We start from the raw sequence: 21,062 nt of genomic DNA on the forward strand, positions 1-21,062 counted from the left end.
GCGCGAAACTACCCTGGCGCAAAACATTGACCTGCTCGATCCTCCGGCCGGTTGCCACGACCACCCGAATTCGCGCAGAATGGCGCTCGAAAGACGGGTGTATCGAGCCCTATTGCGCACGGCTGCCTCCTCCGAGGAGTTCTCATGGCGTACGTCCACGCGGAGATCGAGAGCCAGCCCGACTGCTGGCGGAGGGCCGCGGAGCTGGCCGCCGACGTACGCGCCGACCTGCCGGCGCCCGGCGAACGGGTCGCCGTCGTCGGTTGCGGCACGTCGTGGTTCATGGCCATGGCGTACGCGGCGCTGCGCGAGCAGGCCGGCCAGGGCGAGACGGACGCGTTCCAGGCCTCGGAGTTCCCGACCGGCCGCCGCTACGACCGGCTGATCGGCATCACTCGCTCCGGCACCACCACCGAGGTGGTTGAGCTGCTCGACGCCCTGCGCGGGCGGACGCCCACGACCGTCCTCGTCGGCGACCCCGACTCGCCCGCTGCCCAGCTGGCCGACACCTCGGTCCTCATGCCCTTCGCCGACGAGCGATCGGTGGTGCAGACCCGCTTCGCGACCACGACCCTGGCCCTGCTCCGCGCCCACCTGGGCGAGAACCTCGACGCGCTCTCCGCCGACGCCGAGGTGGCCGTCCGGGCCCCGCTGCCGATCGACCCAACCTCGATCGAGCAGGTCACCTTCCTCGGTCGGGGTTGGACGGTCGGCCTGGCCCAGGAGGCCGCGCTGAAGTGCCGCGAGGCAGCCACCTTCTGGGCCGAGGCGTACCCGGCGATGGACTACCGGCACGGCCCGATCTCGATCGCCGCCCCCGGCCGGCTCGTCTGGGCGTTCGGCTCCCTTCCCGACGGGCTGCCGGAGGATGTCGCCGCGACGGGCGCGGCGTTCGTGCACAGCCGCACCCACGGCTGCCGCACCGTGCTCGGCAACTGGGCGGCGGGACGCAACCCGGTCGACCCGATGGCGGACCTGATCCTGGCCCAGCGGTTCGCGGTCGCCCTCGCCACGAGCCGGGGCCTCGACCCGGACGCGCCCCGGCACCTCACCCGGTCCGTGGTGCTCGCGTGAGCGAGCCGCACGACCGGACCATCCAGTACGGCAACGCGACCGGCGGCGACGTCGTCGTCGCGCTCGACGTCGGCGGCACCGGCATCAAGTGCGGCCTGGTCCGCCCGGACGGCGTCGCCGTACACGCGGAACGACACCCGACGGAGGCGGCACGCGGCCCGGCGGCAGTGGTCGACACGATCCTCGACGTCGCAGCGGGGCTGACCGGCATGGCGCGCGCCGGGGGTCTCACACCCGTCGCGCTCGGGATCGCCGTGCCGGGCGTGGTCGACGAGGCGCGCGGCGTGGCGGTCTGGTCGGCGAACGTCGGCTTCCGGGACGTACCGCTGCGGGACCTCGCGGTGGCGCGGCTCGGCCTGCCCGCGACGCTCGGCCACGACGTGCGGGCCGGCGGGATCGCCGAGGCCCGGCTGGGCGCCGGCCGCGGGGCCGGCCACGTCCTCTTCGTCGCGATCGGCACCGGGATCGCGGCCGCGCACGTCGTGGACGGGGCGGCGAACATCGGCGCCCACGGCGCGGCCGGAGAGTTCGGGCACATCCTGGTCCGGCCGGATGGGCCACGCTGCGGCTGCGGCCGGCCCGGCTGCCTGGAGGCGGTCGCCTCGGCCGCAGCGGTCGGCCGCCGCTACCAGGAACTTGCCGGCACGCCGGGCACGGCGGCCGAGGTCGCCGAGCGGGCAGCCGCAGGTGAGCCCGTCGCGGTGCGGGTCTGGCAGGAGGCCGTCGAGGCGCTTGCCGACGGGCTCGCCACCGCACAGGCGCTCTTCGACGTGGCCACGGTCGTGGTCGGCGGCGGGCTGGCACAGGCCGGCGCGCGGCTGCTCGACCCGCTCCGGGCGGCGCTGCGCGAGCGGGTGACCTTTCACCGGGAGCCGCGCCTGGTCGCGGCGGCCCTCGGCGACGAGGCCGGCTGCCTCGGCGCCGCTCTGCTAGCTCTCGACGCCCACGGTGGCGTCTCGACAACCATGGAGGCGCGATGACTCAGCGGGTCAGCGGCAAGGTGGTGACCCCGGCGGGCGTCATCCGGCAGGGCTGTGTCGAGTGGGACGGCGAGCGGATCACGGCGGTGGCCGAGTACCCGTCGGTCCACGACGGACACTGGATCCTGCCCGGCTTCGTGGACATGCACACCCACGGCGGCGGCGGGCACACGTTCACCACCGGCGATCCCGAGCAGGCCCGGCAGGCCGCCGCGTTCCACCTGCGCCACGGCACCACGACGCTGCTGGCCAGCCTGGTCAGTTCCCCGTTCGAGCTGATGCGGTCGGCCACCGCCGCGTTCCGTCCGCTGGTACGCGAGGGAGCGCTCGCCGGTATCCACTTCGAGGGGCCGTACCTCTCGGCGGCCCGGTGCGGCGCCCAGAACCCGGAGTACCTCCGCGACCCGTCCCCCGAAGAGCTGGCCGAGCTGATCGAACTGGCCGGGTCCACCCTCCGGATGGTGACCCTCGCGCCCGAGCGGGACGGCGCGCTGGAGGCCGTGAAGCTGCTCACCGCGCACCGGGTGGTCGCCGCGGTGGGCCACACCGACGCCACGTACGACGAGACCCGCGCGGCGATCGCCGCCGGCGCGAGCGTCGGCACGCACCTGTTCAACGGGATGCGGCCGGTACATCACCGCGAGCCCGGCCCGGTGACGGCTCTGCTGGACGCCCCGAACGTGGTCTGCGAGCTGGTCGCCGACGGCGTGCACCTGCACGACGGGATGCTCACGTTCGCCTCGTCGGTGGCCGGACCCGAACGGTCCGCCATGATCACCGACGCGATGGCCGCCGCCGGCATGCCCGACGGCGAGTACGAACTGGGTGGCCAGGCGGTCACCGTGGCCGACGGGGTGGCCCGGCTCGCCCGCGACGGCGCGATCGCCGGCAGCACGCTGACCATGGACGCCGCGCTGCGGCACGCCATCGCCGCCGGCATCCCCATGGCGGACGCCGCCCGGATGGCCGCGACCACTCCGGCCCGCGCGATCGGCCTCGGCGACCAGCTCGGCGCTCTCCAGGTGGGGCTCCGCGCCGATCTGGTGATCCTCGACGACGACCTCAACGTGGTACGGGTGCTGCGCGCCGGCTCCTGGCAGGACTGACCCGCCACTCCCTGATGCTTGGCCTGACGGGTGGGTGCATTGCTCTGAGCTTGATACCTCAGAGGCATATTGATGCCTCTGAGGTATCAGCCTCGTAGGCACAGGGCCTCGCCCGCCGGATGCGGGTCAGCCAGGTCCGCGGGCGCGGTGGCGGTCGTGTTCCCGGGTCAGCCGGTGACGGTGGGGAGCTCCACACCGAGCACGGCCTGCTCGTCGGGACGGTGCACGAGCACGTCCGACAGGTACGACTGCACCGCGTGGCGCATCCCGACGTCCCGGCCGGCCCGCTCGGAGAGCAGCCACTTGTGCTCGATGATCTGCGTGAACAGCTCCTGCGGCTCCAGTTTGCGCCGCAGATGGGCCGGCACCGCCCGCACCACCGGCTCGAAGACCTCGGTCAGCCAGCGGTGCGCGGCCTGCTGCTCGTCGCTGAGGTCGCTCTCGGCCCGGTAGGTGTCCAGGTCGTTCAGGAGCTTGCGGGCCTGGTTCTCCTCCGCGTCCAGGCCGGTTAGCCGCAGCAGCCGACGGGTGTGGTAGCCCGCGTCGACGACCTTCGGGCGGACCAGGTAGCGCCCGTCGGCGATGGTCGACATGGCCACCTCGGCGACGTCGAAGCCCAGCTCGTTGAGGCGGCGGATCCGGCTCTCGATGTCGTGCCGGGCCTCCCGCTCGACCTGCTGTTCGTAGGTGATCTCGTGCCAGAGCCGCTCGTAGCGCTGCACGACCTCCTCGGAGACCACCTCCGGGTCGATCGACTCGTGCAGCAGCCCGGCGGCCTGGAGGTCCAGCGCCTCACCGAAGATGTTGACCCGCGCGATCTCCAGGTCCTCGTTCCGCTGGCCGTTGGAGAGCGAGGGGCGCAGCGCGCCGGTCTCCGCATCGACGAGGTACGCCGCGAAGGCTCCGGCGTCCCGACGGAACAGGGTGTTCGACAGCGAGCAGTCGCCCCAGAAGAAGCCGGTCAGGTGCATCCGGACCAGCAGCGCGGCGAGGGCGTCGAGCAGCCGGCCCATCGTCTCCGGCCGCAGCGTGTGCGAGAAGAGCGCCCGGTACGGCAGCGAGAACTGCAGGTGCCGGGTGATCAGCACCGATTCGAGGGGCTCGCCGTCGTCGGTCTGCCGGTCCGCGACGACCGCCACCGCCTCCACCGCCGGGAAGTCGATCCGCTCCAGGGCGCGGAGCAGGTCGTACTCCCGTTCGGCGATCCGCTCGCGGGTCTCCTTGAAGGCGTACACGTAGTCGCCCAGCCGGACAAAGCGGACGACGTGCCGGGAGATACCCTGCGGCAGCGCCACCAGATGCTCGGCAGGCCACTCCTCCAGCGGGGTCGACCACGGAAGGTCGAGCAGCGCCGGGTCCACGAGAGCAGAAGTGATCCGCACGGGCACAAGTGTGACCCGTCCACCCGCACATCGCTCCCCATCGTGGCTGGGCCCACAGCGCCGCCCGGTAGCTTGGTCGGATGCGCAACACCGCAGGGGTACGCGAACCGGTGCGGCTACGGCCGGTGCGGCCTGCCGGTTGGTGGTACGACGCACTGCTGCTCGCCGCCCTGGCCGGCCTGACCGTGGCGCTCACCACCCATCACCTCTTCGGCGTCGACCGGGCGGTGGCGGACTGGGCGGAGACGCATCGCCCGACGGTGGCGTACTGGCTGGCCCGGACCCTGAACCTGCTCGGTCAGGGCACCCCGCTGACCCTGATCGCGGCCGGGCTCGGGGTGCTGGTGGCGATCCGGATCCGCTCGATCCGGCCGATCCTGCCGCCGGTCGTCGGGTTCGTGCTCACCACCTTCACCATCGGGCCGCTGAAGGTCTGGACAGCCCGGCCCGCGCCGAGCGCCAGCATCAAGGAGCCCTTCCTGGCTCCCGAGCAGACCCTGCCGCTGTTCCAGGAGAACCTGCCGCTGCGCTTCGCCCAGTCGTATCCGTCGGGGCACGTGGCCAACGCGATCGTCTGGTACGGCGTGCTCGCGCTGCTGCTCGCCCCGCTGCTGCGCACCTACGGGCGCACCGTCCCGCCCCGGCTCGTCCTCGCGATCCGGGTCCTCCCCCCGCTGATCGTGCTCTGCACCACCACCTACCTGGGCTGGCACTGGCTCACCGACTCGGTGGCCGGGCTGCTGCTCGGCCTGTTCCTGGACCGGCTGGTGCACCGGGTGCCGTGGGACGACGTACCGCTGCCCGCTCGGGTGCCCTGGTCGGGCCGCACCCGGTTGTTCACCTCCGGCCCGTAGCCTGGCCCGCCGTGACTGGACTGGAACGCCGGCTGGGCGTACCCGACGCGGTGCTCATCGGCCTGGGGTCGATGCTCGGCGCGGGCGTCTTCGTGGTCTTCGGCCCGGCAGCGGCGGCGGCCGGTGGCGCCGGACTACTGCCCGCCCTGGTGCTGGCCGGCTTCATCGCCTTCTGCAACGCGACCAGCTCCGCCCGGCTGGCCGCCCGCTACCCGGAGTCCGGCGGCACGTACGTCTACGGCCGGGAACGACTCGGGCCGTTCGCCGGGTTCGTCGCCGGCTGGGGCTTCGTGGTCGGCAAGACGGCGAGTTGCGCGGCGATGGCACTGACCATCGGGGCGTACCTCTGGCCGGGGCAGGCCCGACTGGTCGCGGTCGCCGCAGTGCTCGCGGTGACGGCGGTGAACCTGCGTGGCATCGGGAAGACGGCGGCCGTGACCAAGGCGCTGGTCGCGCTGGTGCTCGCGGTGCTGGCGCTGGTCGCGGTCACCGGCGTGGTCGGCGGGCCGGTCGAGTTGGCCCGGCTGGCCGGCCCCGGGGGTCCCGGTCGGGGCGTGCTCACCGCTGCCGGCCTGCTCTTCTTCGCCTTCGCCGGGTACGCCCGGATCGCCACGCTCGGTGAGGAGGTCCGCGACCCGGAGCGGACCATCCCCCGGGCCGTGCCGCTCGCGCTCGGCGTGGTGCTGGCGACCTACCTGGTGCTCGCCGTCGTCGCGCTCGGCGTGCTCGGCGCCGACCGGCTGGCCGGTTCCGTCGCGCCCCTGGCCGACGTGGTGACGGCGGCCGGCCTGCCCGGGCTCGCCTGGGTGGTCCGGGCCGGAGCCACCGTCGCGGTCACCGGCGTGCTGCTCTCCCTGCTCGCCGGGGTGGGCCGCACCCTGCTGGCGATGGCCCGCCGCCGGGACGTGCCGGGGGCGCTGGCGGCCGTACATGCCCGGTACCGGGTGCCGCACCGGGCCGAACTGGCGGTCGCCGCGGTGGTGATCGTGGTGGTGCTGCTCGGCGACGTCCGCCAGGCGATCGGCTTCTCCAGCTGCACGGTGCTGGTCTACTACGCGATCACGAACGCGGCGGCGCTCACGCTCGGTCGCGACCGGGGCCGCAAGCTGCCGGTCCAGGCGCTCGCCGTGCTGGGGTTGGCCGGCTGCCTGCTGCTCGCCGCCAACCTGCCGCTGACCAGCGTCGTCGCCGGCTTCGGCGTCCTCGCCGTCGGCGCTGCCTGGTACGCGCTCCGCCGCTCCTTGTCCGCACGTTGATCGGGAAGTCGCCGACGAAGACGCACCGGCTGGCAGGGTCAGGGCGGGGGTCAGCTGGGGTGGGCGGTGGGGTGAGCACCGGGGGCGTCGCCGTCCGGAGCGGGCCCTGTCGGGGGTCCACCGTTGCCGTTGGCCGGGGGCGCCGGGTGTTCGCCGGTCGCCTGTTCCGGCAGGGCGGCCACCCCGGAGGTCGCCGGGACGCCGGACGCGCCGGACGGCGGCGGAGTGCCGCGGAGCGGGGTGCCGGACCGGGAGGTGGGTACGTCCCGCTCCGGCGGCGCCGGCGGGGCGCACTGGCGGGTGAGCCAGTCCAGCCCGGCGCGGCGGGCGACCACGGTCAACCGGTCACCCGCGAAGATCACCTGCCGGGGATCGAGGTCCTTCCACCAGATCGTCCGCCCGCCACCGGCCGGGGTACGCGCGATCACCCGCACCTGCCCCTCCCGGAAGACCGCGGCGAGCGGCCGCCCGTCGAGCTCCGAGCCGGCGGCGACGGGCACCTCGGCGACGGGCAGCGCGTGCCGCCCGACCGGAATGGTGGCGATGACCGCCCGCTCGGTCAGTGCGCCGGTGAACGCGGGTGCGGCCAGGTAGGAGACCGACCGGGAGACACCCAGGCCGAACGCCTCCTCGACCCGCTCGGCGAAGTCGTTCTCGAACAGCCGCAGCACCACCCGCAGGTCGGCCCGCGTGTCACGGGCGGCGAGCGCCGCCTCCAGGTTGGCCACGTCGTCGGTCGACACGATCACCAACGCCTGACAGGCGGCGACCGAGGCGGCTTCCAGCGTCTCCGGCCGAGCGGCGTCGCCGACGATCAGCGGCACCTCCAACTGGCGGGCCAGGCCGCCGCCGCGCGGCTCCGGATCCTTGTCGATGGCGACGACCTCGACGTCGTACTCACGTAGTTGGGCCATCACCCGGGTGCCGACGTTTCCGAGGCCGACCACCACCACGTGACCGGAGCGGTGCGGCTGGAGCCGGCCGGTGTGCAGGGCCAGCCGGGCGTTGACGATCCCGTCCACCACGACGGCGGTGATCAGCGGGATCAGCGCCAGCCCGGCGAAGTTCAGCACGACCTGCATCACCTGCGCGCCCCCCGATTTGTCGGGGTCCGGGTCGGCGCCGCTGAGCGTGGTCACCAGGGTGACGTACAGCGCCTCCGCGGGCGAGATGTGGTCCTCGGTCTGGGCGATCAACGCGCCGAGGATGGCGACGACCGCGAGCACGAGCATCATCGCGATGCCGATCTTGCGGGTGGCGAAGCCGCGTACCGCCCGCATGAAAACCGCGACCGGCCGGCGCCGGGCCCGAACCAGCCGCCGGGCGGCGACCTCGGTGCCGGGCGGCTGCCCGGTCGCCTCGGCAAGCACCAGATCGGCGGCGGACTGGTCGGCGGGCAGCAGCACCACCCGCTGCGGGTCGCGCAGGTCGGCCAGGGCGCAGACCACATCCTGCTCCCGGACGTCGGCTCGGCGGGCCACCCGCAGCGTCCGGCCCCGGTGCTGGAAGTGCGTCGGGTCGACCTCGCCGAGCGCCGCCGCGACGAACGCCGGCGCGGCCATCTCGGCGTCGGAGAGCACCTCGACCGGCGCCTTGAGCAGGGTACGGACACCATCGGCGAGGGTGCCGTTGAACATCCGCAGCACCTGCCGGACGTTCTTGTCGACCGCCTGGGCGCAGAGCGCGGCGTGCAGGTTGCCCACGTCGTCCTGGTCCAGCAGGGCGAGGCCGGCCGCGCCGGGCAGATTGGCGGCCCGGAAGGTCGCCTCATCGAGACGGTCGGAACGGAACACCCGCACGCCCTTCAGCGTCGCCACATCGGCCCCGTTGGACCGGTGCCGCTCCGGCACGATCACGGTCACCCGTGCGCCGCCGGCGGGTACGTCGCTCGCCAGCAGGGCCTCGGCCACGTAGTAGGCCAGCGAGTCCCGCCCGCAGATGACGTAATGCGGGCGGGGATCACCGGCGGGGCGCCGCCAGTTCCACTCGACCGCCCGACGTGCCCGGTCCCGCCACGGCTCCCCCATGCCGGGATCGTAGTAAGGACGGCCACGCTGGGCGAGACCTTCCGGTTCGCCCCGGCCAGGCATGGGCCCCGGGCCGGCGGGTAGAGCAGCGGCATGCAGACCTTCCTCCCGTACCCGGACTTCCTGGCCAGCGCCCGGGCGTTGGACCAGAAGCGGCTGGGGAAGCAGCGGGTGGAGACGATCCAGGTGCTGCGCGGGCTGACCTGGCCGACGTACGGCTGGCGCAACCACCCCGCGGTGAAGATGTGGGCGGGGTACGAGGAGGCGCTGACCCGGTACGGGCTGGACATGTGCGCGGTCTGGGTCGAGCCGGGACGGGCCGACACCTGTGCCGTGACGATGGCCCGGGATCTCGCCGCCGCCTGCGGTATCGGGATCGTCCGAGGCCAGGAGGAACTGGCCGCCGCCGGTGAGCTGCCGCCCTGGCTGGGCCGGGAGGACCTGCACCTGAGCCACCGTTCGTCGCTCGTACGCAAGGACCCGGAGCACTACCGGCCGCTCTTCGGCGACGTCCCACCCGACCTCGAGTACGTCTGGCCCGACTCGGACCGGGAGCGCCGCTGCCGCACGGTCGAGGGGCAGGGAGACGTCCCCTCCTGACGCACCACGTCTAGTCCGGCGAACGCGAGGAGGTGGCCTGATGGTGCTGTCACGGCTGACCGGTCGGCTCCTCGGCGTACGGCGGCACGTCGTCGACCCGGGCGGCGACGGTGCTTCCCGGGTACCGCACCCGGTGGCCGCGGTCGTGGTGGGGGGCGGGATCGCTGGCATGTCGGCGGCGGTGGTGCTCGCCGAGCGCGGGGTACGGGTGACCGTGCTGGAGTCCTCGGCGACGCTCGGCGGCCGGTTGGCGGCTTGGCCGGAGCAGCTCGCCGACGGTGTGCAGCAGGTGGAGCACGGGTTCCATGCGTTCTTCCGGCAGTACTACAACTGGCGATCGATCCTCCGCCGGATCGATCCGGACCTGGGCTTCCTGCGCCCGGTGCCCGGTTATCCGATCCTCGCCGACCGGTGGCCTACCGAGGAGTTCGGCGACCTGCCCGCCGTACCACCGCTGAACCTTCTGGCATTGCTGGCCCGCAGCCCCAGCATCCGCCTGCCCGACCTGCGACGGATGGACCGGGAGGCCGCGCTGCCGCTGCTCGGCTACCACCCGGTGCGCACGTACGCCGAACTGGACGACACCACCGCCGACGAACTGCTCGACTCGCTGCGGCTGCCGGACCGGGCCCGCGCGATGCTCTTCGAAGTCTTCGCACACTCCTTCTTCAACCACGAGTCGGAGATGTCGGCCGCCGAGCTGGTCGCCCAGTTCCACTTCTACCTCCTAGGCAACGGGGAGGGGCTGGCGTTCGACGCGCCGGACGAGGACTACACGACGGCGATCTGGACGCCGCTGGCCCGGCACCTGGAACGGCACGGCGGGCGGGTGCTGACCGGTGTCGCGGCCACCGCGCTGCACCCGACCGGTACGGGCTGGCGGGTGCGGACCGGCGGCGGCGCCGGGCACGAGGCCCCGCACGTCGTACTCGCCGTCGATCCGCCCGCGCTCGCCGAGCTGGTCGGCGCCTCCCCGGCACTGGCGACGCACGCGCCACGGCTGGTGGCCGCCATGGCCCGGTTCGGTGTGCCCGGCCCGCCCTACGCGGTGGCGCGCTACTGGCTCGACGGGGACGTACGCCCCGACCGGGCAATCTTCAGCGGCGTCTCCCGGCAGTCCACCCTGGACTCGGTGACGCTCTACCACCGGCTGGAGCGCGAACCGCGGCGCTGGGCCGAGCGCACCGGCGGCAGCGTGCTCGAGCTGCACGCGTACGCGTGCGAACCGGACGTGCCCGCCACGGCGCTGGCCGAACGGATGCGCGGCGAGCTGACGGCGCTCTGGCCGGAGGTCGCCGAACTGTCGGCCCGCGAGCTGCGTGCCCGGGTGCAGGCGCGGGCGCCGGCCTTCACCCCTGGCAGTCACGCCCGGCGACCGGGGGTACGCACCGACGCCGACGGCGTCTACCTCGCCGGCGACGGCATCGCCACGGAGTTCCCCAGCGCGTTGATGGAACGCGCGGCGGCGACGGGCGTCATCGCGGCCAACCACATCCTGCGCGCGGAGCGCGCAGCGGCCGAACCGGTCTACTCCGTCCGACCGCGCGGTCTGCTCGCCGGGCGAGCCTGAAGCCGCCCCGCCCCCAAGCCCGGCTCCCACCCGCCGGCTGATCGAAATCCGTTGCTCGTCTCCGGCGAGTGGACCTACCGTGAGCGCGCAAGGTCAACCGCCGCTCCGGGAGCCGTCCATGTCGATGTCGCACGTCACCACCGTGCCGTCGTGGCTGCTCAGCGACGGTTGCCGAGCCGAAGGCCCCGGAGACGACCCGCCCGACTGACGCGCACCCGCACCCGTCGAGCCGCCCGTCCCGCCTCCGGACCGGGCGGCTCGTTCGCTGTCCGGCCCTGTTCGTCCGTCACTGTGGAGGGAGATTCCGGTGAATGCCGTCCTCGTCGTCAACGCCGACCTCGGCCCGCTGCACCGGGTCACCATCCAGCACGCCATCCGGATGCTCTGCCGCCGGGTCGCCGAGATCCACGAGGCCGAGCCGGACCAGGTGATAGGGGTCTTCCCGATGCCCCGGGTGGTCCGGCTGGTCCGGTACGTGGTGACCCGCTGGCGGTTCACCGGCGGGCCGGCCTGGTCGAGGGCGGGGGTGTTACGGCGCGACGGCCGCTGCTGCGGCTACTGCGGCGGGCCGGCCGACACCGTCGACCACATCCTGCCCCGCTCGCGGGGCGGCCGGAACACCTGGCGGAACACGACCGCCGCCTGCTACGCGTGCAACCAGCGCAAGGGCGACCGTACGCCGGCCGAGGCGGGCATGCCGCTGAGCCGGGAGGCACCCGTCCCGAGTTGGGCGGCGCTGGCCGGACGGTGAGCGGACCGGCCGGCGGGAACGGGGGGCCGCGCCGGAGGGACACTTCCGGCGCGGCACCCGCCGGCCCTCGCCGCAGCGGGCGGCCCGACCCGCGAGCCGTCGAGTTCAGTCGGGCGGCGTCCAGGCGAAGCGGGGCGTACGGCGCTCGCGAACTGCCGCGATTCCCTCCCGGGCCTCGCCGCTCTCCGCGACCTTCCGATGCCACCAGGCGATCCGGGCCGGCCCGGCGCGATCGTCGACGATCTCCTTCGCCGCGGCGACGCTGATCGGCGAGCGCTCGGCGATCGCCGTGGTGATCTCGTCCACCCGGGCGTCGAGCGCCGTTGCGGGCACCACCTCGTCGGCCAGGCCGATCCGCAGGGCCCGCTCGGCGTCGATCAGCTCGGCGGTGAAGAGCAGGAACTTGGCGGCGGACGGGCCGATCAGGCGGGTGAGCCGCCGCGTGGTGGGTGCCGGGTAGACCAGACCGAGCCGGGCCGGCGGTACACCGAAGCGGGCGTCGACCGCGGCGATCCGCAGGTCACACGCCACCGCGAGCTGGCAGCCGCCGCCGACGCACGCGCCGCGTACCGCCGCGATCGTCGGTTTGGCGAAGCTCGCGAGCCGCTCCTCGGCGGCCACCGCGATACTCCCGTCACCGGCCGCCAGCAGTTCGTCCAGATCGCCCAGATCGGCACCGGCGCAGAAGGCGTCACCGGCGCCGGTGAGCACCAACGCGCGGACGGCGGGGTCGGCCTCCAACCGGTCGAGGATCGGCGGGAGTTGCCGCCACATGTACGGCGTCATCGCGTTGCGCCGTGCCGGATTGTGGATGACCACCGTCGCCACCGGCCCGGCCGCCTCGACGACGAGTTCCGCGTCCGCCACCGTCACCCTCCCTCGCCGCCTGGTGCGAGAGACCTTAGCCAAACGGTGAGCCGACGCCCCCGGCGGGCGACACGTGCCGCCTCACAGCCGGTACTCCGCGGGCAGCCCGGTGCCGCGTAGTTCGGCGGGCAGGTGCGCGACGTCGTTGAAGGCGATCAGGGTGGGCGGCACGCCGGTCCGGTAGCGGATGACGGTCAGACCGGCGTTGTGATGGTTCAGGCCCAGCCAGCGCGACCCGGGTGCACCCAGCGCGTCCCGCACCAGCCACCCGATCAGGAAGGTGTGCGTGACGACCAGGTCGTACCGGTCGCCGCCGTCGGGCGCTCCGGCGAACCTGCGCACCGCCTCCGCCGTCAGCCGCGGCCCGTCGGCCCGTTCGGCCGGGTCGAAGCCGGCCAGCAGCCGGGCGTACGCGGGCGGCAGCCCGGCTGCCGGCGTGTCCTCCGGCAGGTGGTCGCCGGCGAGTTCGGTGGCGTTTACCGGGACTCCGGGGAGTGCGGCCGACACCAACCGGGCGGTCTCCGCGGCCCGGGGCAACGGCCCGTGGTGGATCGCGTCGACCGGTACGCCGCGCAGCCGCTCGCCGAGCAGTTCCGCCTGGCGACGCCCCCGGATGGAGAGTCCCGCCTCCGGCGGGTCGGTGCCCGGCGGTGTCTCCGGCGGCACGTCCTGTTCGCCGTGCCTGGCCAGTAGGAGCAGTCGCGTCGGCATTCGGCTCCTCACACGTCTCGGGAGGCGTGATGTTAGTCGCGCCTCCCGAGACGCGGGTGCCCGGACCGCCCGGGCACGGTGGTCAGCTCTCGCGCATCTGGCCGATACGGATCTTGTTGCCGAACGGGTCGCGGATGCCGAAGTCGATCCCGTACGGCTTCTCGGTCGGCTCGTCCGTGATCTCGACCCCCTTGGCGACGAGCGTCTCGTACGTCTTGTGCGCGTCGTCGGTGGTGATGCAGAGCCAACCACCCATGGCGCCCTTGCTCAGCAGCTCGCGAACCTGCTCGGCGGTCGCCGGGTCGAGCGCCGGCGCCCCGGGCTTCTCCAGCAAGATCTCCCGGCCCTTGTCGCCGGGGACGTTGACCGTGAGCCAACGCATGAAGCCGAGGTCGACGTCGGTGTTCACTTCGAGACCGAGCTTGCCGACGTAGAAGTCGAGCGCCTCGTCCTGGTCGAGAACATAGATCGAGGATCGGGTGAGTGCGTTCAAAGTCATGCCCAAGACGCTAGAGGGCTGCCCTGACCTGCTGCTTATCCAAAACTGCTCGGTCTGGTCCAGGCCTTGGTGAAGCAGGTCGGCACGTCCACCGGCGCCTTGCGCCTGCGGTACTCGGTCGGGGACTCCCCGACGATCTGCCGGAAGGTGCGGCTGAAGGTACCGAGGCTGCTGAAGCCGACCGCGAAGCAGATGTCGGTGACGTCCTGCTCGGTCTGCACGAGCAGGTACATGGCCCGCTCGATCCGCCGCCGCTGCAGGTAGCGGTGCGGGGTCTCGCCGAACGTGGTGCGGAACGTGCGGACGAAGTGCGCCTCGGACACGTGGGCTATCCGGGCCAGCGCCGGGATGTCCAGCGGATCGGCGTACGACCGGTCCATCGCGTCGCGGGCGCGCAGCATCGCCCGGTTCGACGCCTCGACCGCTCGACTCACCGTTCTCCTCCCACGCTCACGGCCAGGCTACCGACGCCGTGACCAGGCCCCAACGGCCGCTCGGCCGGGCTACCGACGCCGTGACCAGGCCCCAACGGCCGCTCGGCCGCGCCGACAGGGCCGTCCGGGGACTGCTCGACACGCCGCGGCCGGCGTGCCCGCGGCCGGTTCCGCGCGGCGCTGGCCAGGGTCCGGTGCGCCTCGGCGAACAGGGCCCCGGGCGGCCGTCAGCTCGACCCGGCGGATACTGCGGACGAAGAGTTCGGCATCCAGATCCCGCTCCAACGCCCGGATTTGGGCGGATAATCCGGATTGCGCCAGGCGCATCCGCTCCGCCGCCCGGGTGAAGTGGCGTTCCTCGGCGACCGCCGCGAAAGTGCTCCAGGTGCCGCAACTCCATGATTGAGCAGACCACCGAGATCGGGCAGTGGGAACTGCCGCCACCGCCCGTCAATGAATCACAGGAGTGCCGTGAACACCAGCTACGTCGCCGAGCCCGATCGGTACGACACCATGGAGTACCGCCGGACCGGCCGCAGTGGCCTCAAGCTGCCCGCCGTCTCGCTCGGCCTGTGGCACAACTTCGGCGACAACCGGCCGCTGGAGACCCAGCGGGCCATCCTGCGCCGCGCCTTCGACCTGGGCATCACCCACTTCGACCTCGCCAACAACTACGGCCCGCCGTACGGGTCGGCCGAGGAGAACTTCGGTCGCATCCTGGCCATCGACTTCCGGCCGTACCGGGACGAGCTGATCATCTCGACGAAGGCCGGCTACGACATGTGGCCCGGCCCGTACGGCGAGTGGGGTTCCCGCAAGTACCTGACCGCGTCGCTGGACCAGTCGCTCCAGCGGATGGGGCTCGATTACGTCGACATCTTCTACTCGCACCGCTTCGACCCGGACACCCCGCTGGAAGAGACCATGGGCGCGCTGGACGCGGCGGTACGCGCCGGCAAGGCGCTCTACGTCGGCATCTCCTCGTACTCGCCGGCCCGCACCGCCGAGGCCGCCGCGATCCTCCGCGACCTCGGAACTCCCCTGCTCATCCACCAGCCGTCGTACTCGATGTTGAACCGCTGGATCGAGGACGAGCTGCTCGACGTGCTGGAGCGGGAGGGCGTGGGCTGCATCGGCTTCTCGCCGCTCGCCCAGGGCATGCTGACCGACCGTTACCTGCAGGGGGTGCCCGCCGATTCCCGGGCCAGCGCGCAGACCTCGCTGTTCCCCGAGTGGCTCACCGAGGAGAACCTGGGCAAGATCCGGGCGCTGAACGGCATCGCCGCAAGGCGTGGGCAGAGCCTCGCGCAGCTCGCGATCGCCTGGACGCTTCGCGACCCGCGGATGACCTCCACGGTGCTCGGCGCGAGCAGCGTCGCCCAGTTGGAGGCGAACGTGGCGGCTTTGGAGAACACCACGTTCACCGCCGAGGAGCTGGCCGAGATCGACAGGTACGCGACCGAGTCGGGCATCAACCTCTGGGCCCGGTCGAGCGCGGACTGACACCGGCACCGGTACGGGTCGGAGCGCCACGGCGTTCCGACCCGCCGCGCCGCTCGCGCCGGAACCGTTCTCCGTCCCTACTACGCCCCTCGACGTGACCGGCCGGTCGTGCTGTCACTGATAGCGCCTGCCGGGCCGTCGGGCGCTGGTCGACTTGTTGATCACGGTATCCCTGCCCCTGCGGCGCCTCATGATGGATTTCGCCCTCTTCTTCAACCCCGTCAGGATCCTGGCCTTCATCTCCGGCCTCCCTTCCTCACTCGGATCAGCCGCGGCGGTTCCGCACGAGTGGGCCGGCCGGACGCACGGCTCAGGCGTGATCCTTCGCGCATCGCGGCTCACGTACCCGGCGCGACAGCCGTCATTCATCGGCGTCGCGGTCACCGGCGCAAGGCATCGACCGCTCCGGGGCCGGTCCTTCCGTCGCACTCGGCGGAATTACCGTTAACTGCCTACCCGCCCCTTTTCGTACCCGGAGCAGCCCTCGTCGTGCCCCACCGGGCTCGCCTGCTGGGCCCCAACGTTCACGCCGGAACTCAGCCCCTCGTGCACCTCAGCGACGACGGACCTCGGCGCCTTCGAGCCTGAACACTTTGGCGACCGATCGGCAATGTCAGGTTGGAAGCACGGAGTATGCCGAGGAGGGTCATGGCTTCGGACGCGGATTTGATAGGCCGGTCGCTCGATGGCGACGTCGACGCCTTCGTGGAGCTGGTCGAGCGTCATGAGGTCGCGGTCGGCTCGTACCTCGCTCGTCGGGCGGGGCGCGATGCGGCCGAGGACCTGCTGGGCGAGGTTTGGGTGGCGGCGTTCGAGTCGCGGGCGTCGTACGACCGGTCGTACGACGACGCGCGGCCGTGGCTGTTCGGGGTGGCGCTGAACCGGTTGCGTCGCTACTGGCGGTCCCGGCCGTCCGAGGAGTTGGTCGCGGACCTGACAAACCTGGCTACCGGCTGGGATCCGTGGTCGGCGGTCGACCTCGGCGTGGACGCCCGGGCCGTACTCCGGTCGGCCCTGATGCGGCTCAGACCCGAAGAGCGGGAGGTCCTGAGGCTCGTCGCATGGGAGGACCTGACGGCAGCCGACGCCGCGCGGGCGCTCGGCATGCCGGCCGGCACCGCCCGGCGTCTGCTGAGCCAGGCCAGGACGGCGTTGCGCGACGCACCGGGGGTGTCCGCGCTTCTGAAGGAAAGCAACAGCGCGAAGGAGAGACACCGATGACCGACGAGCTGGATCTGGTCGGTGAGTTGGGTAGCGCGGAACCACTGCGCCCGGAGGCGTATCAGCGGGCGCGGGCGGTGCTGCGGGCAGCGATGGCCGACCCCGGAACCGTGCGGTTGCTGGGCGCGATATCAGCGGAGGACAAAACTATGGAGACGAATTCCACCATGGAACCGAAGACCACGCGGGATCACGAATCCAGCCCGGCGACCCAGCGCCGCCGAGGGATCGGCATCGCGGGCCGGTTCGGCATCGGCGCCGTAGGGGTTGCCGCCGCAGCGGCGGTCGTCGCGCTGGCACTCAACTCGTCGGCGACCGGGAGCGCGGTGGTCGGCAACGATTCGTCGGCCGCCGTAGGGTCGGCCACCGTCGAGGGGTCCGGCGAGCGTGCGCCGCTACTGACTCTGGCCGGGAACATCGAGACGATGACCTCATCGACCGGCGACGCGTGGCTGGTGAAGGCGACTCAGGTCAACGGCACCAAGACCATGCAGGTCGTCTACACGCTGTACACCGACGGTCGCGAGATCTACACGGGCAACAGCGTGGCGGACATCAAGGGTGCCATCACCAGCCACCAGGACCAGATGAAGGTCGGCGGCTATGCTCCGCTCCTCCAGGCGGCCGTCGCCGCAGCGGACAGCAGCCCGGCCGACGGACGGACCCAGATGCTCAAAGCGGCCAAGGACCCGCTGGTCGGCCTCGACCCCACGGCGCAGAAGGTGGAGTGGGACAAGGGACAGGCGGCCGCCCAGGCGATCATTAAGCAGAAGGGCGGCAACGTCCCGCCGAAGCCGTACAGCCCTCAGGCCGTCCAGCAGCACTTCGACAACGCCCTGTGGACGCACAGCACCACGGCGCTGTCCGCCGGCGGCGGCAACACGCAGGTACGGTCAGGTGTACTGCGTCTGCTGTCCACCATCTCCGCGGTCAGCGTCAAGGACTCGACCACCAACGGCAAGGCCACGCTGACGATCACCGCGGGCCCCGAGGTGTTCGGCGGCCAGGGCGGCGAGGTGCTGACCATCGACGCCAGGACCGGCATGCTGGTCATGGATGTGTCCACCGTGCCGGGCCTTCCCAAGGCCTCCACGACGTACGAGTCCTCCCGGGTGACGACGGCCGACCTCTAGGCCGGCAACTTCCCGCCCACCCAGCGTTACTCGCAGACGGTGCGGGCCGCGTTCCCAGACGGCCCGCACCGTCGTTCTGCGTTTCAAGCTATGTCCACAAAGTACGGACGATCACACGGTGGGCCTCGCGTCCACCCCGCGACCGCCCCCAGCTCGCCGACGCCGCTGGCGTGCACTCCCCCACGCCGCGCGGGCTTGTGGCCGCACGGCCCGGCCGGCTGCCGGCCTACCACCACACCCTGAGCGATCTGTCGCTCTGCGACGGCCTTCCGGGCCTTCCGCTCTCCGCGCCAGCCACCGGGCGTCTGGCGTGACGGCCGCGGAGCGACAGCGACAGCGGCCGGCGCGCGCCCAGGCGGCGGCGCGTGCGGCCCGCCAAGGGCCGTCTTGAAGACGCCGCAGGTTGTCGCCGCCGGCTGCCGGCACCGACCGCCGGCAAAGGTGGTTCAAGTTTTCTGTACCAGCCGGCGATGTTCCTTACGCGACCTGGCCTGAGCGGCTTCGCGGCCTGGCACAACCCCTGCCTTATGCATCTCAGGCCTTGACGCGGATAGCTAATCGACTTAACTTTATGGCTATCTCAGTTAGCGTCATCGCCTCGCCCCAGGAGACCGCCATGCCCCTCTCCCGCAACCGCCTCGCCGCCGCATCGTTGATCGCGGCCGGAGTCTTGTTCTTCCTTTACCCGGCACTGCGACCGTGGGCCGACGAGTCCACAGCGGCCGGCGCGGTGCACGCCATGTCCTCGCCGTGGTGGGCTGCGACCCATCTCTTCGCGATGATCGGGTTCATCCTCGTCCCGCTGGCACTGCTCCACGTCGACCAGACCGCCGCGGTCATCATGTGGATCGGCGCCGGGCTGACTCTGCCGTACTACGGCGCGGAGGACTTCGCGCTGAACACGATCGCCACCAAGGTGGCGGACGGACAGCAGCTGGACCTGCTTGATCTCGCCCAGAGCATCCGCTACCACCCGACTGCCATCACCACCTTCGGCGTCGGACTCGTCCTGCTGGCGGTCGGTGCGGTGTGGGCCGCCGTGGCGGTCTGGCGGGCCGGCGTCCCGCGTCGTTTCAGCGGGGTGCTCTTTGGTGCTGGATTCGCCTTGTTCCTCCCGCAGTTCTTCGTCAGCGAGACCGGGCGGATCGGGCACGGCGTCCTGATGGCCGCCGGGTGCGGGTGGCTCGCCGTGGCACTCTGGCGAGCCCCGTCCGCGCCGGTTCGTCGCTCGCGCCACACCCGCCCCGACCGGTTCGTTCCAGAGCCGGCGGTCTAACGGCAGCATCGCCAGACCCCACAGCCAGCAACGTCGCAGCCAGGGTCGTACACCCTTACAGGCTCCCGGCGTGGAGGTGCGTGGCCGCTGGTGGGACGGGTCGTTGGGCAGGATCGCTCGGCGGGATACGCTCACGCCAACCTTGACGCGATGCGTCAGGCGCTCGGCTAGCTCAACGGGCGGCTGTCATGAACCGCGTTGCTGTCATCTCGTCGTCTCGCGGCAACCATCGGCCGAAAACGCCTTGTGGAATTGGAGCCCCCGGCCGGGATCGAACCGGCGACATCTCGCTTACAAGGCGAGTGCTCTGGCCAGCTGAGCTACAGGGGCGCTGGTTTTCGTGGCCAGCATAGCGACTGACGTCCGGATTTCCCGCTCGGCAGGCCCTCCCAGCACGGAAAACGTCAACATCCCGACGGCGACCGGAGTGATTGAGGCGCTAGGGCGCGGTGATTGATGTCCGCCCGTGCCCGCTTGACCGGAATGCCCACCCGGGTGGGGTGCCGAAGATCGCTCGCCGCTTGGCGGCGTCCGCAAAGGCGTCTACGGTGCAATGACACGGACGTCATAATCGGCCGCCCCTCGACCGGTTCCCTGCCCCCGTTGGCCGGCGCGACAAGCGCCGGTCGCTCCTTCACTCGGATCGTCCGGCACGTTCCTGCCGGTGAAAGGAAGCGCACGACCATGGCTACGGTCACCTACGCCAAGGCGTCCCGGATCTACCCGGGCACCGAGCGTCCCGCCGTCAACCAGCTCGACCTCGAGATCGGCGACGGCGAGTTCCTCGTCCTCGTCGGCCCCTCCGGTTGCGGTAAGTCCACCAGCCTGCGCATGCTCGCCGGCCTTGAGGACGTCGACCAGGGTGCGATCTACATCGACCAGCGCGACGTCACGCACCTCCCCCCGAAGTCCCGCGACATCGCGATGGTCTTCCAGAACTACGCCCTCTACCCGCACATGACGGTGTACGAGAACATGGCGTTCGCGCTGAAGCTCCGCAAGACCCCGAAGTCGGAGATCGACCGGCGGGTCAAGGAGGCGGCCGGTCTGCTCCAGCTGGAGGAGTACCTGGGCCGCAAGCCGAAGGCGCTCTCCGGTGGCCAGCGCCAGCGTGTCGCCATGGGCCGCGCGATCGTGCGTGAGCCGCAGGTCTTCCTGATGGACGAGCCGCTGTCGAACCTCGACGCGAAGCTGCGGGTGCAGACCCGTACCCAGATCGCGTCGCTGCAGGCCAAGCTCGGCGTCACCACCGTCTACGTCACCCACGACCAGGTCGAGGCCATGACCATGGGCCACCGGGTCGCGGTGCTGCTCGACGGTGAGCTCCAGCAGGTGGACACCCCGCGGGCGCTCTACGACACCCCGGCGAACGTCTTCGTCGCCGGCTTCATGGGCTCCCCGGCCATGAACATCAAGACGGTGCCGCTGACCGAGAAGGGCGCCGAGTTCGCCGAGATGTTCGTGCCGCTGACCCGCGAGCAGGCCGAGGCGGCCAAGGCCGAGGGCGGCGACGGCAAGGTGACCGTCGGCTTCCGCCCGGAGGACGTCGACCTGGTCAGCCCGACCGAGGGCGGCATGCCGATCGTGGTCGAGCTTGTCGAGGACCTGGGCTCCGACGCCAACATCTACGGCCACGCCGCGCTGGGCGGCAACTCGGAGCGTTTCGTCGTCCGGACCGACCGGCGCAACATGCCGAACATGGGTGACACCGTGTTCGTCAAGCCGAACGCCGACCGTACGCACGTCTTCCACGCCGCCACCGGCAAGCGGATCTGACGTACGACCCGAAAAGGGGCGGCCCGCCATCGGCGGACCGCC

The 21,062-nt window shown here is 72.0% G+C and carries 19 protein-coding genes, 1 tRNA gene and 1 pseudogene; 13 read left to right on the forward strand and 8 right to left on the reverse strand.

Going from position 1 to position 21,062, the window contains the following annotated elements; translation table 11 throughout:
* Nucleotides 1–144 precede the first annotated feature (144 nt).
* The 3 genes from BXA10_RS02420 to nagA are packed head-to-tail and all read left to right on the forward strand — an operon-like array spanning nucleotide 145 to nucleotide 3,160.
* A complete protein-coding gene (locus BXA10_RS02420; protein WP_076466988.1) occupies nucleotides 145–1,074 on the forward strand; it encodes an SIS domain-containing protein in 930 nt (309 codons plus the stop codon).
* Nucleotides 1,071–2,054 carry an ROK family protein gene (locus BXA10_RS02425; protein ID WP_245828095.1) on the forward strand — a complete coding sequence of 328 codons (984 nt, stop codon included), beginning with the start codon at nucleotides 1,071–1,073 and terminating at the stop codon, nucleotides 2,052–2,054. The genes BXA10_RS02420 and BXA10_RS02425 overlap by 4 nt, the downstream gene beginning before the upstream one ends.
* Nucleotides 2,051–3,160, forward strand: coding sequence for an N-acetylglucosamine-6-phosphate deacetylase (nagA, locus tag BXA10_RS02430; protein WP_076466990.1), 1,110 nt, complete (start codon nucleotides 2,051–2,053; stop codon nucleotides 3,158–3,160). The genes BXA10_RS02425 and nagA overlap by 4 nt, the downstream gene beginning before the upstream one ends.
* A 167-nt stretch (nucleotides 3,161–3,327) precedes the next feature.
* Here the strand turns inward: nagA and BXA10_RS02435 are convergent, their stop codons facing one another.
* Nucleotides 3,328–4,542: a DUF4032 domain-containing protein gene (locus BXA10_RS02435; protein WP_076467365.1), complete on the reverse strand. Its 1,215-nt coding sequence runs from the start codon at nucleotides 4,540–4,542 to the stop codon at nucleotides 3,328–3,330.
* Between the two features lie 80 nt (nucleotides 4,543–4,622).
* On the opposite strand from BXA10_RS02435, the gene BXA10_RS02440 reads away from it, so the two are divergent.
* Nucleotides 4,623–5,396 (forward strand): phosphatase PAP2 family protein, encoded by a 774-nt coding sequence (locus BXA10_RS02440; protein WP_076466991.1) that lies wholly within the window; start codon nucleotides 4,623–4,625, stop codon nucleotides 5,394–5,396.
* Between the two features lie 11 nt (nucleotides 5,397–5,407).
* Nucleotides 5,408–6,652: an APC family permease gene (locus BXA10_RS02445; protein ID WP_139337861.1), complete on the forward strand. Its 1,245-nt coding sequence runs from the start codon at nucleotides 5,408–5,410 to the stop codon at nucleotides 6,650–6,652.
* A gap of 50 nt (nucleotides 6,653–6,702) precedes the next feature.
* On the opposite strand, the gene BXA10_RS02450 is transcribed toward BXA10_RS02445, so the two are convergent.
* A complete protein-coding gene (locus BXA10_RS02450) occupies nucleotides 6,703–8,679 on the reverse strand; it encodes an NAD-binding protein (protein ID WP_076466993.1) in 1,977 nt (658 codons plus the stop codon).
* A gap of 93 nt (nucleotides 8,680–8,772) precedes the next feature.
* Here BXA10_RS02450 and BXA10_RS02455 point away from each other — a divergent pair, with 93 nt between their 5' ends.
* The 3 genes from BXA10_RS02455 (at nucleotide 8,773) to BXA10_RS02465 (ending at nucleotide 11,600) form a co-directional block, all read left to right on the forward strand.
* A complete protein-coding gene (locus BXA10_RS02455) occupies nucleotides 8,773–9,279 on the forward strand; it encodes an MSMEG_6728 family protein (protein ID WP_076466995.1) in 507 nt (168 codons plus the stop codon).
* Between the two features lie 40 nt (nucleotides 9,280–9,319).
* Nucleotides 9,320–10,849 carry an FAD-dependent oxidoreductase gene (locus BXA10_RS02460; RefSeq protein ID WP_076466997.1) on the forward strand — a complete coding sequence of 510 codons (1,530 nt, stop codon included), beginning with the start codon at nucleotides 9,320–9,322 and terminating at the stop codon, nucleotides 10,847–10,849.
* A 307-nt stretch (nucleotides 10,850–11,156) separates the two neighbouring features.
* Nucleotides 11,157–11,600: an HNH endonuclease gene (locus BXA10_RS02465; protein ID WP_076466998.1), complete on the forward strand. Its 444-nt coding sequence runs from the start codon at nucleotides 11,157–11,159 to the stop codon at nucleotides 11,598–11,600.
* 105 nt (nucleotides 11,601–11,705) lie between these two features.
* On the opposite strand, the gene BXA10_RS02470 is transcribed toward BXA10_RS02465, so the two are convergent.
* The 5 genes and pseudogenes from BXA10_RS02470 to BXA10_RS31975 all read right to left on the reverse strand — a co-directional run.
* Complete coding sequence (locus BXA10_RS02470) at nucleotides 11,706–12,473, reverse strand: enoyl-CoA hydratase/isomerase family protein (RefSeq protein ID WP_076466999.1); 768 nt, start codon at nucleotides 12,471–12,473, stop codon at nucleotides 11,706–11,708.
* Between the two features lie 75 nt (nucleotides 12,474–12,548).
* The gene (locus BXA10_RS02475) at nucleotides 12,549–13,178 is read right to left on the reverse strand and encodes a histidine phosphatase family protein (RefSeq protein WP_076467001.1); all 630 of its coding nucleotides are present in this window, start codon (nucleotides 13,176–13,178) and stop codon (nucleotides 12,549–12,551) included.
* A gap of 82 nt (nucleotides 13,179–13,260) precedes the next feature.
* Nucleotides 13,261–13,677: a VOC family protein gene (locus BXA10_RS02480; protein WP_076467003.1), complete on the reverse strand. Its 417-nt coding sequence runs from the start codon at nucleotides 13,675–13,677 to the stop codon at nucleotides 13,261–13,263.
* A gap of 35 nt (nucleotides 13,678–13,712) precedes the next feature.
* On the reverse strand, nucleotides 13,713–14,111 hold the full coding sequence (locus BXA10_RS02485) for a helix-turn-helix domain-containing protein (protein ID WP_175649082.1): 399 nt from the start codon (nucleotides 14,109–14,111) through the stop codon (nucleotides 13,713–13,715).
* A gap of 219 nt (nucleotides 14,112–14,330) precedes the next feature.
* A pseudogene (locus tag BXA10_RS31975) lies at nucleotides 14,331–14,511 on the reverse strand (helix-turn-helix domain-containing protein); the annotation flags it as partial.
* A gap of 53 nt (nucleotides 14,512–14,564) precedes the next feature.
* Here BXA10_RS31975 and mgrA point away from each other — a divergent pair.
* The 4 genes from mgrA (at nucleotide 14,565) to BXA10_RS02510 (ending at nucleotide 19,244) form a co-directional block, all read left to right on the forward strand.
* Nucleotides 14,565–15,614 carry an L-glyceraldehyde 3-phosphate reductase gene (gene mgrA / locus BXA10_RS02495; RefSeq protein ID WP_076467005.1) on the forward strand — a complete coding sequence of 350 codons (1,050 nt, stop codon included), beginning with the start codon at nucleotides 14,565–14,567 and terminating at the stop codon, nucleotides 15,612–15,614.
* 648 nt (nucleotides 15,615–16,262) lie between these two features.
* On the forward strand, nucleotides 16,263–16,835 hold the full coding sequence (locus tag BXA10_RS02500; protein ID WP_076467007.1) for an RNA polymerase sigma factor: 573 nt from the start codon (nucleotides 16,263–16,265) through the stop codon (nucleotides 16,833–16,835).
* Nucleotides 16,832–17,968: a hypothetical protein gene (locus tag BXA10_RS02505; protein WP_076467009.1), complete on the forward strand. Its 1,137-nt coding sequence runs from the start codon at nucleotides 16,832–16,834 to the stop codon at nucleotides 17,966–17,968. The genes BXA10_RS02500 and BXA10_RS02505 overlap by 4 nt, the downstream gene beginning before the upstream one ends.
* Nucleotides 17,969–18,539: 571 nt before the next feature.
* On the forward strand, nucleotides 18,540–19,244 hold the full coding sequence (locus BXA10_RS02510) for a hypothetical protein (protein ID WP_139337862.1): 705 nt from the start codon (nucleotides 18,540–18,542) through the stop codon (nucleotides 19,242–19,244).
* A 253-nt stretch (nucleotides 19,245–19,497) separates the two neighbouring features.
* Here the strand turns inward: BXA10_RS02510 and BXA10_RS02515 are convergent.
* Nucleotides 19,498–19,574 (reverse strand) — tRNA-Thr (locus BXA10_RS02515).
* A 354-nt stretch (nucleotides 19,575–19,928) separates the two neighbouring features.
* On the opposite strand from BXA10_RS02515, the gene BXA10_RS02520 reads away from it, so the two are divergent.
* The gene (locus tag BXA10_RS02520) at nucleotides 19,929–21,020 is read left to right on the forward strand and encodes an ABC transporter ATP-binding protein (RefSeq protein WP_076467013.1); all 1,092 of its coding nucleotides are present in this window, start codon (nucleotides 19,929–19,931) and stop codon (nucleotides 21,018–21,020) included.
* The last annotated feature ends 42 nt before the right edge of the window (nucleotides 21,021–21,062 follow it).

The sequence above is a fragment of the Micromonospora avicenniae genome (assembly GCF_900156065.1).
Taxonomy (GTDB): domain Bacteria; phylum Actinomycetota; class Actinomycetes; order Mycobacteriales; family Micromonosporaceae; genus Micromonospora; species Micromonospora avicenniae.

Bases quoted from the DNA above. Each gene is read 5' to 3' on its own strand.
- nagA (WP_076466990.1), top strand. From the start codon at position 2,051: ATGACTCAGCGGGTCAGCGGCAAGGTGGTGACCCCGGCGGGCGTCATC.
- BXA10_RS02505 (WP_076467009.1), top strand. From the start codon at position 16,832: ATGACCGACGAGCTGGATCTGGTCGGTGAGTTGGGTAGCGCGGAACCA.
- BXA10_RS02475 (WP_076467001.1), bottom strand. From the start codon at position 13,178: ATGCCGACGCGACTGCTCCTACTGGCCAGGCACGGCGAACAGGACGTG.
- BXA10_RS02510 (WP_139337862.1), top strand. From the start codon at position 18,540: ATGGCTATCTCAGTTAGCGTCATCGCCTCGCCCCAGGAGACCGCCATG.
- BXA10_RS02480 (WP_076467003.1), bottom strand. From the start codon at position 13,677: ATGACTTTGAACGCACTCACCCGATCCTCGATCTATGTTCTCGACCAG.
- BXA10_RS02455 (WP_076466995.1), top strand. From the start codon at position 8,773: ATGCAGACCTTCCTCCCGTACCCGGACTTCCTGGCCAGCGCCCGGGCG.
- mgrA (WP_076467005.1), top strand. From the start codon at position 14,565: ATGAATCACAGGAGTGCCGTGAACACCAGCTACGTCGCCGAGCCCGAT.
- BXA10_RS02420 (WP_076466988.1), top strand. From the start codon at position 145: ATGGCGTACGTCCACGCGGAGATCGAGAGCCAGCCCGACTGCTGGCGG.
- BXA10_RS02460 (WP_076466997.1), top strand. From the start codon at position 9,320: ATGGTGCTGTCACGGCTGACCGGTCGGCTCCTCGGCGTACGGCGGCAC.
- BXA10_RS02450 (WP_076466993.1), bottom strand. From the start codon at position 8,679: ATGGGGGAGCCGTGGCGGGACCGGGCACGTCGGGCGGTCGAGTGGAAC.
- BXA10_RS02500 (WP_076467007.1), top strand. From the start codon at position 16,263: ATGGCTTCGGACGCGGATTTGATAGGCCGGTCGCTCGATGGCGACGTC.
- BXA10_RS02520 (WP_076467013.1), top strand. From the start codon at position 19,929: ATGGCTACGGTCACCTACGCCAAGGCGTCCCGGATCTACCCGGGCACC.
- BXA10_RS02440 (WP_076466991.1), top strand. From the start codon at position 4,623: ATGCGCAACACCGCAGGGGTACGCGAACCGGTGCGGCTACGGCCGGTG.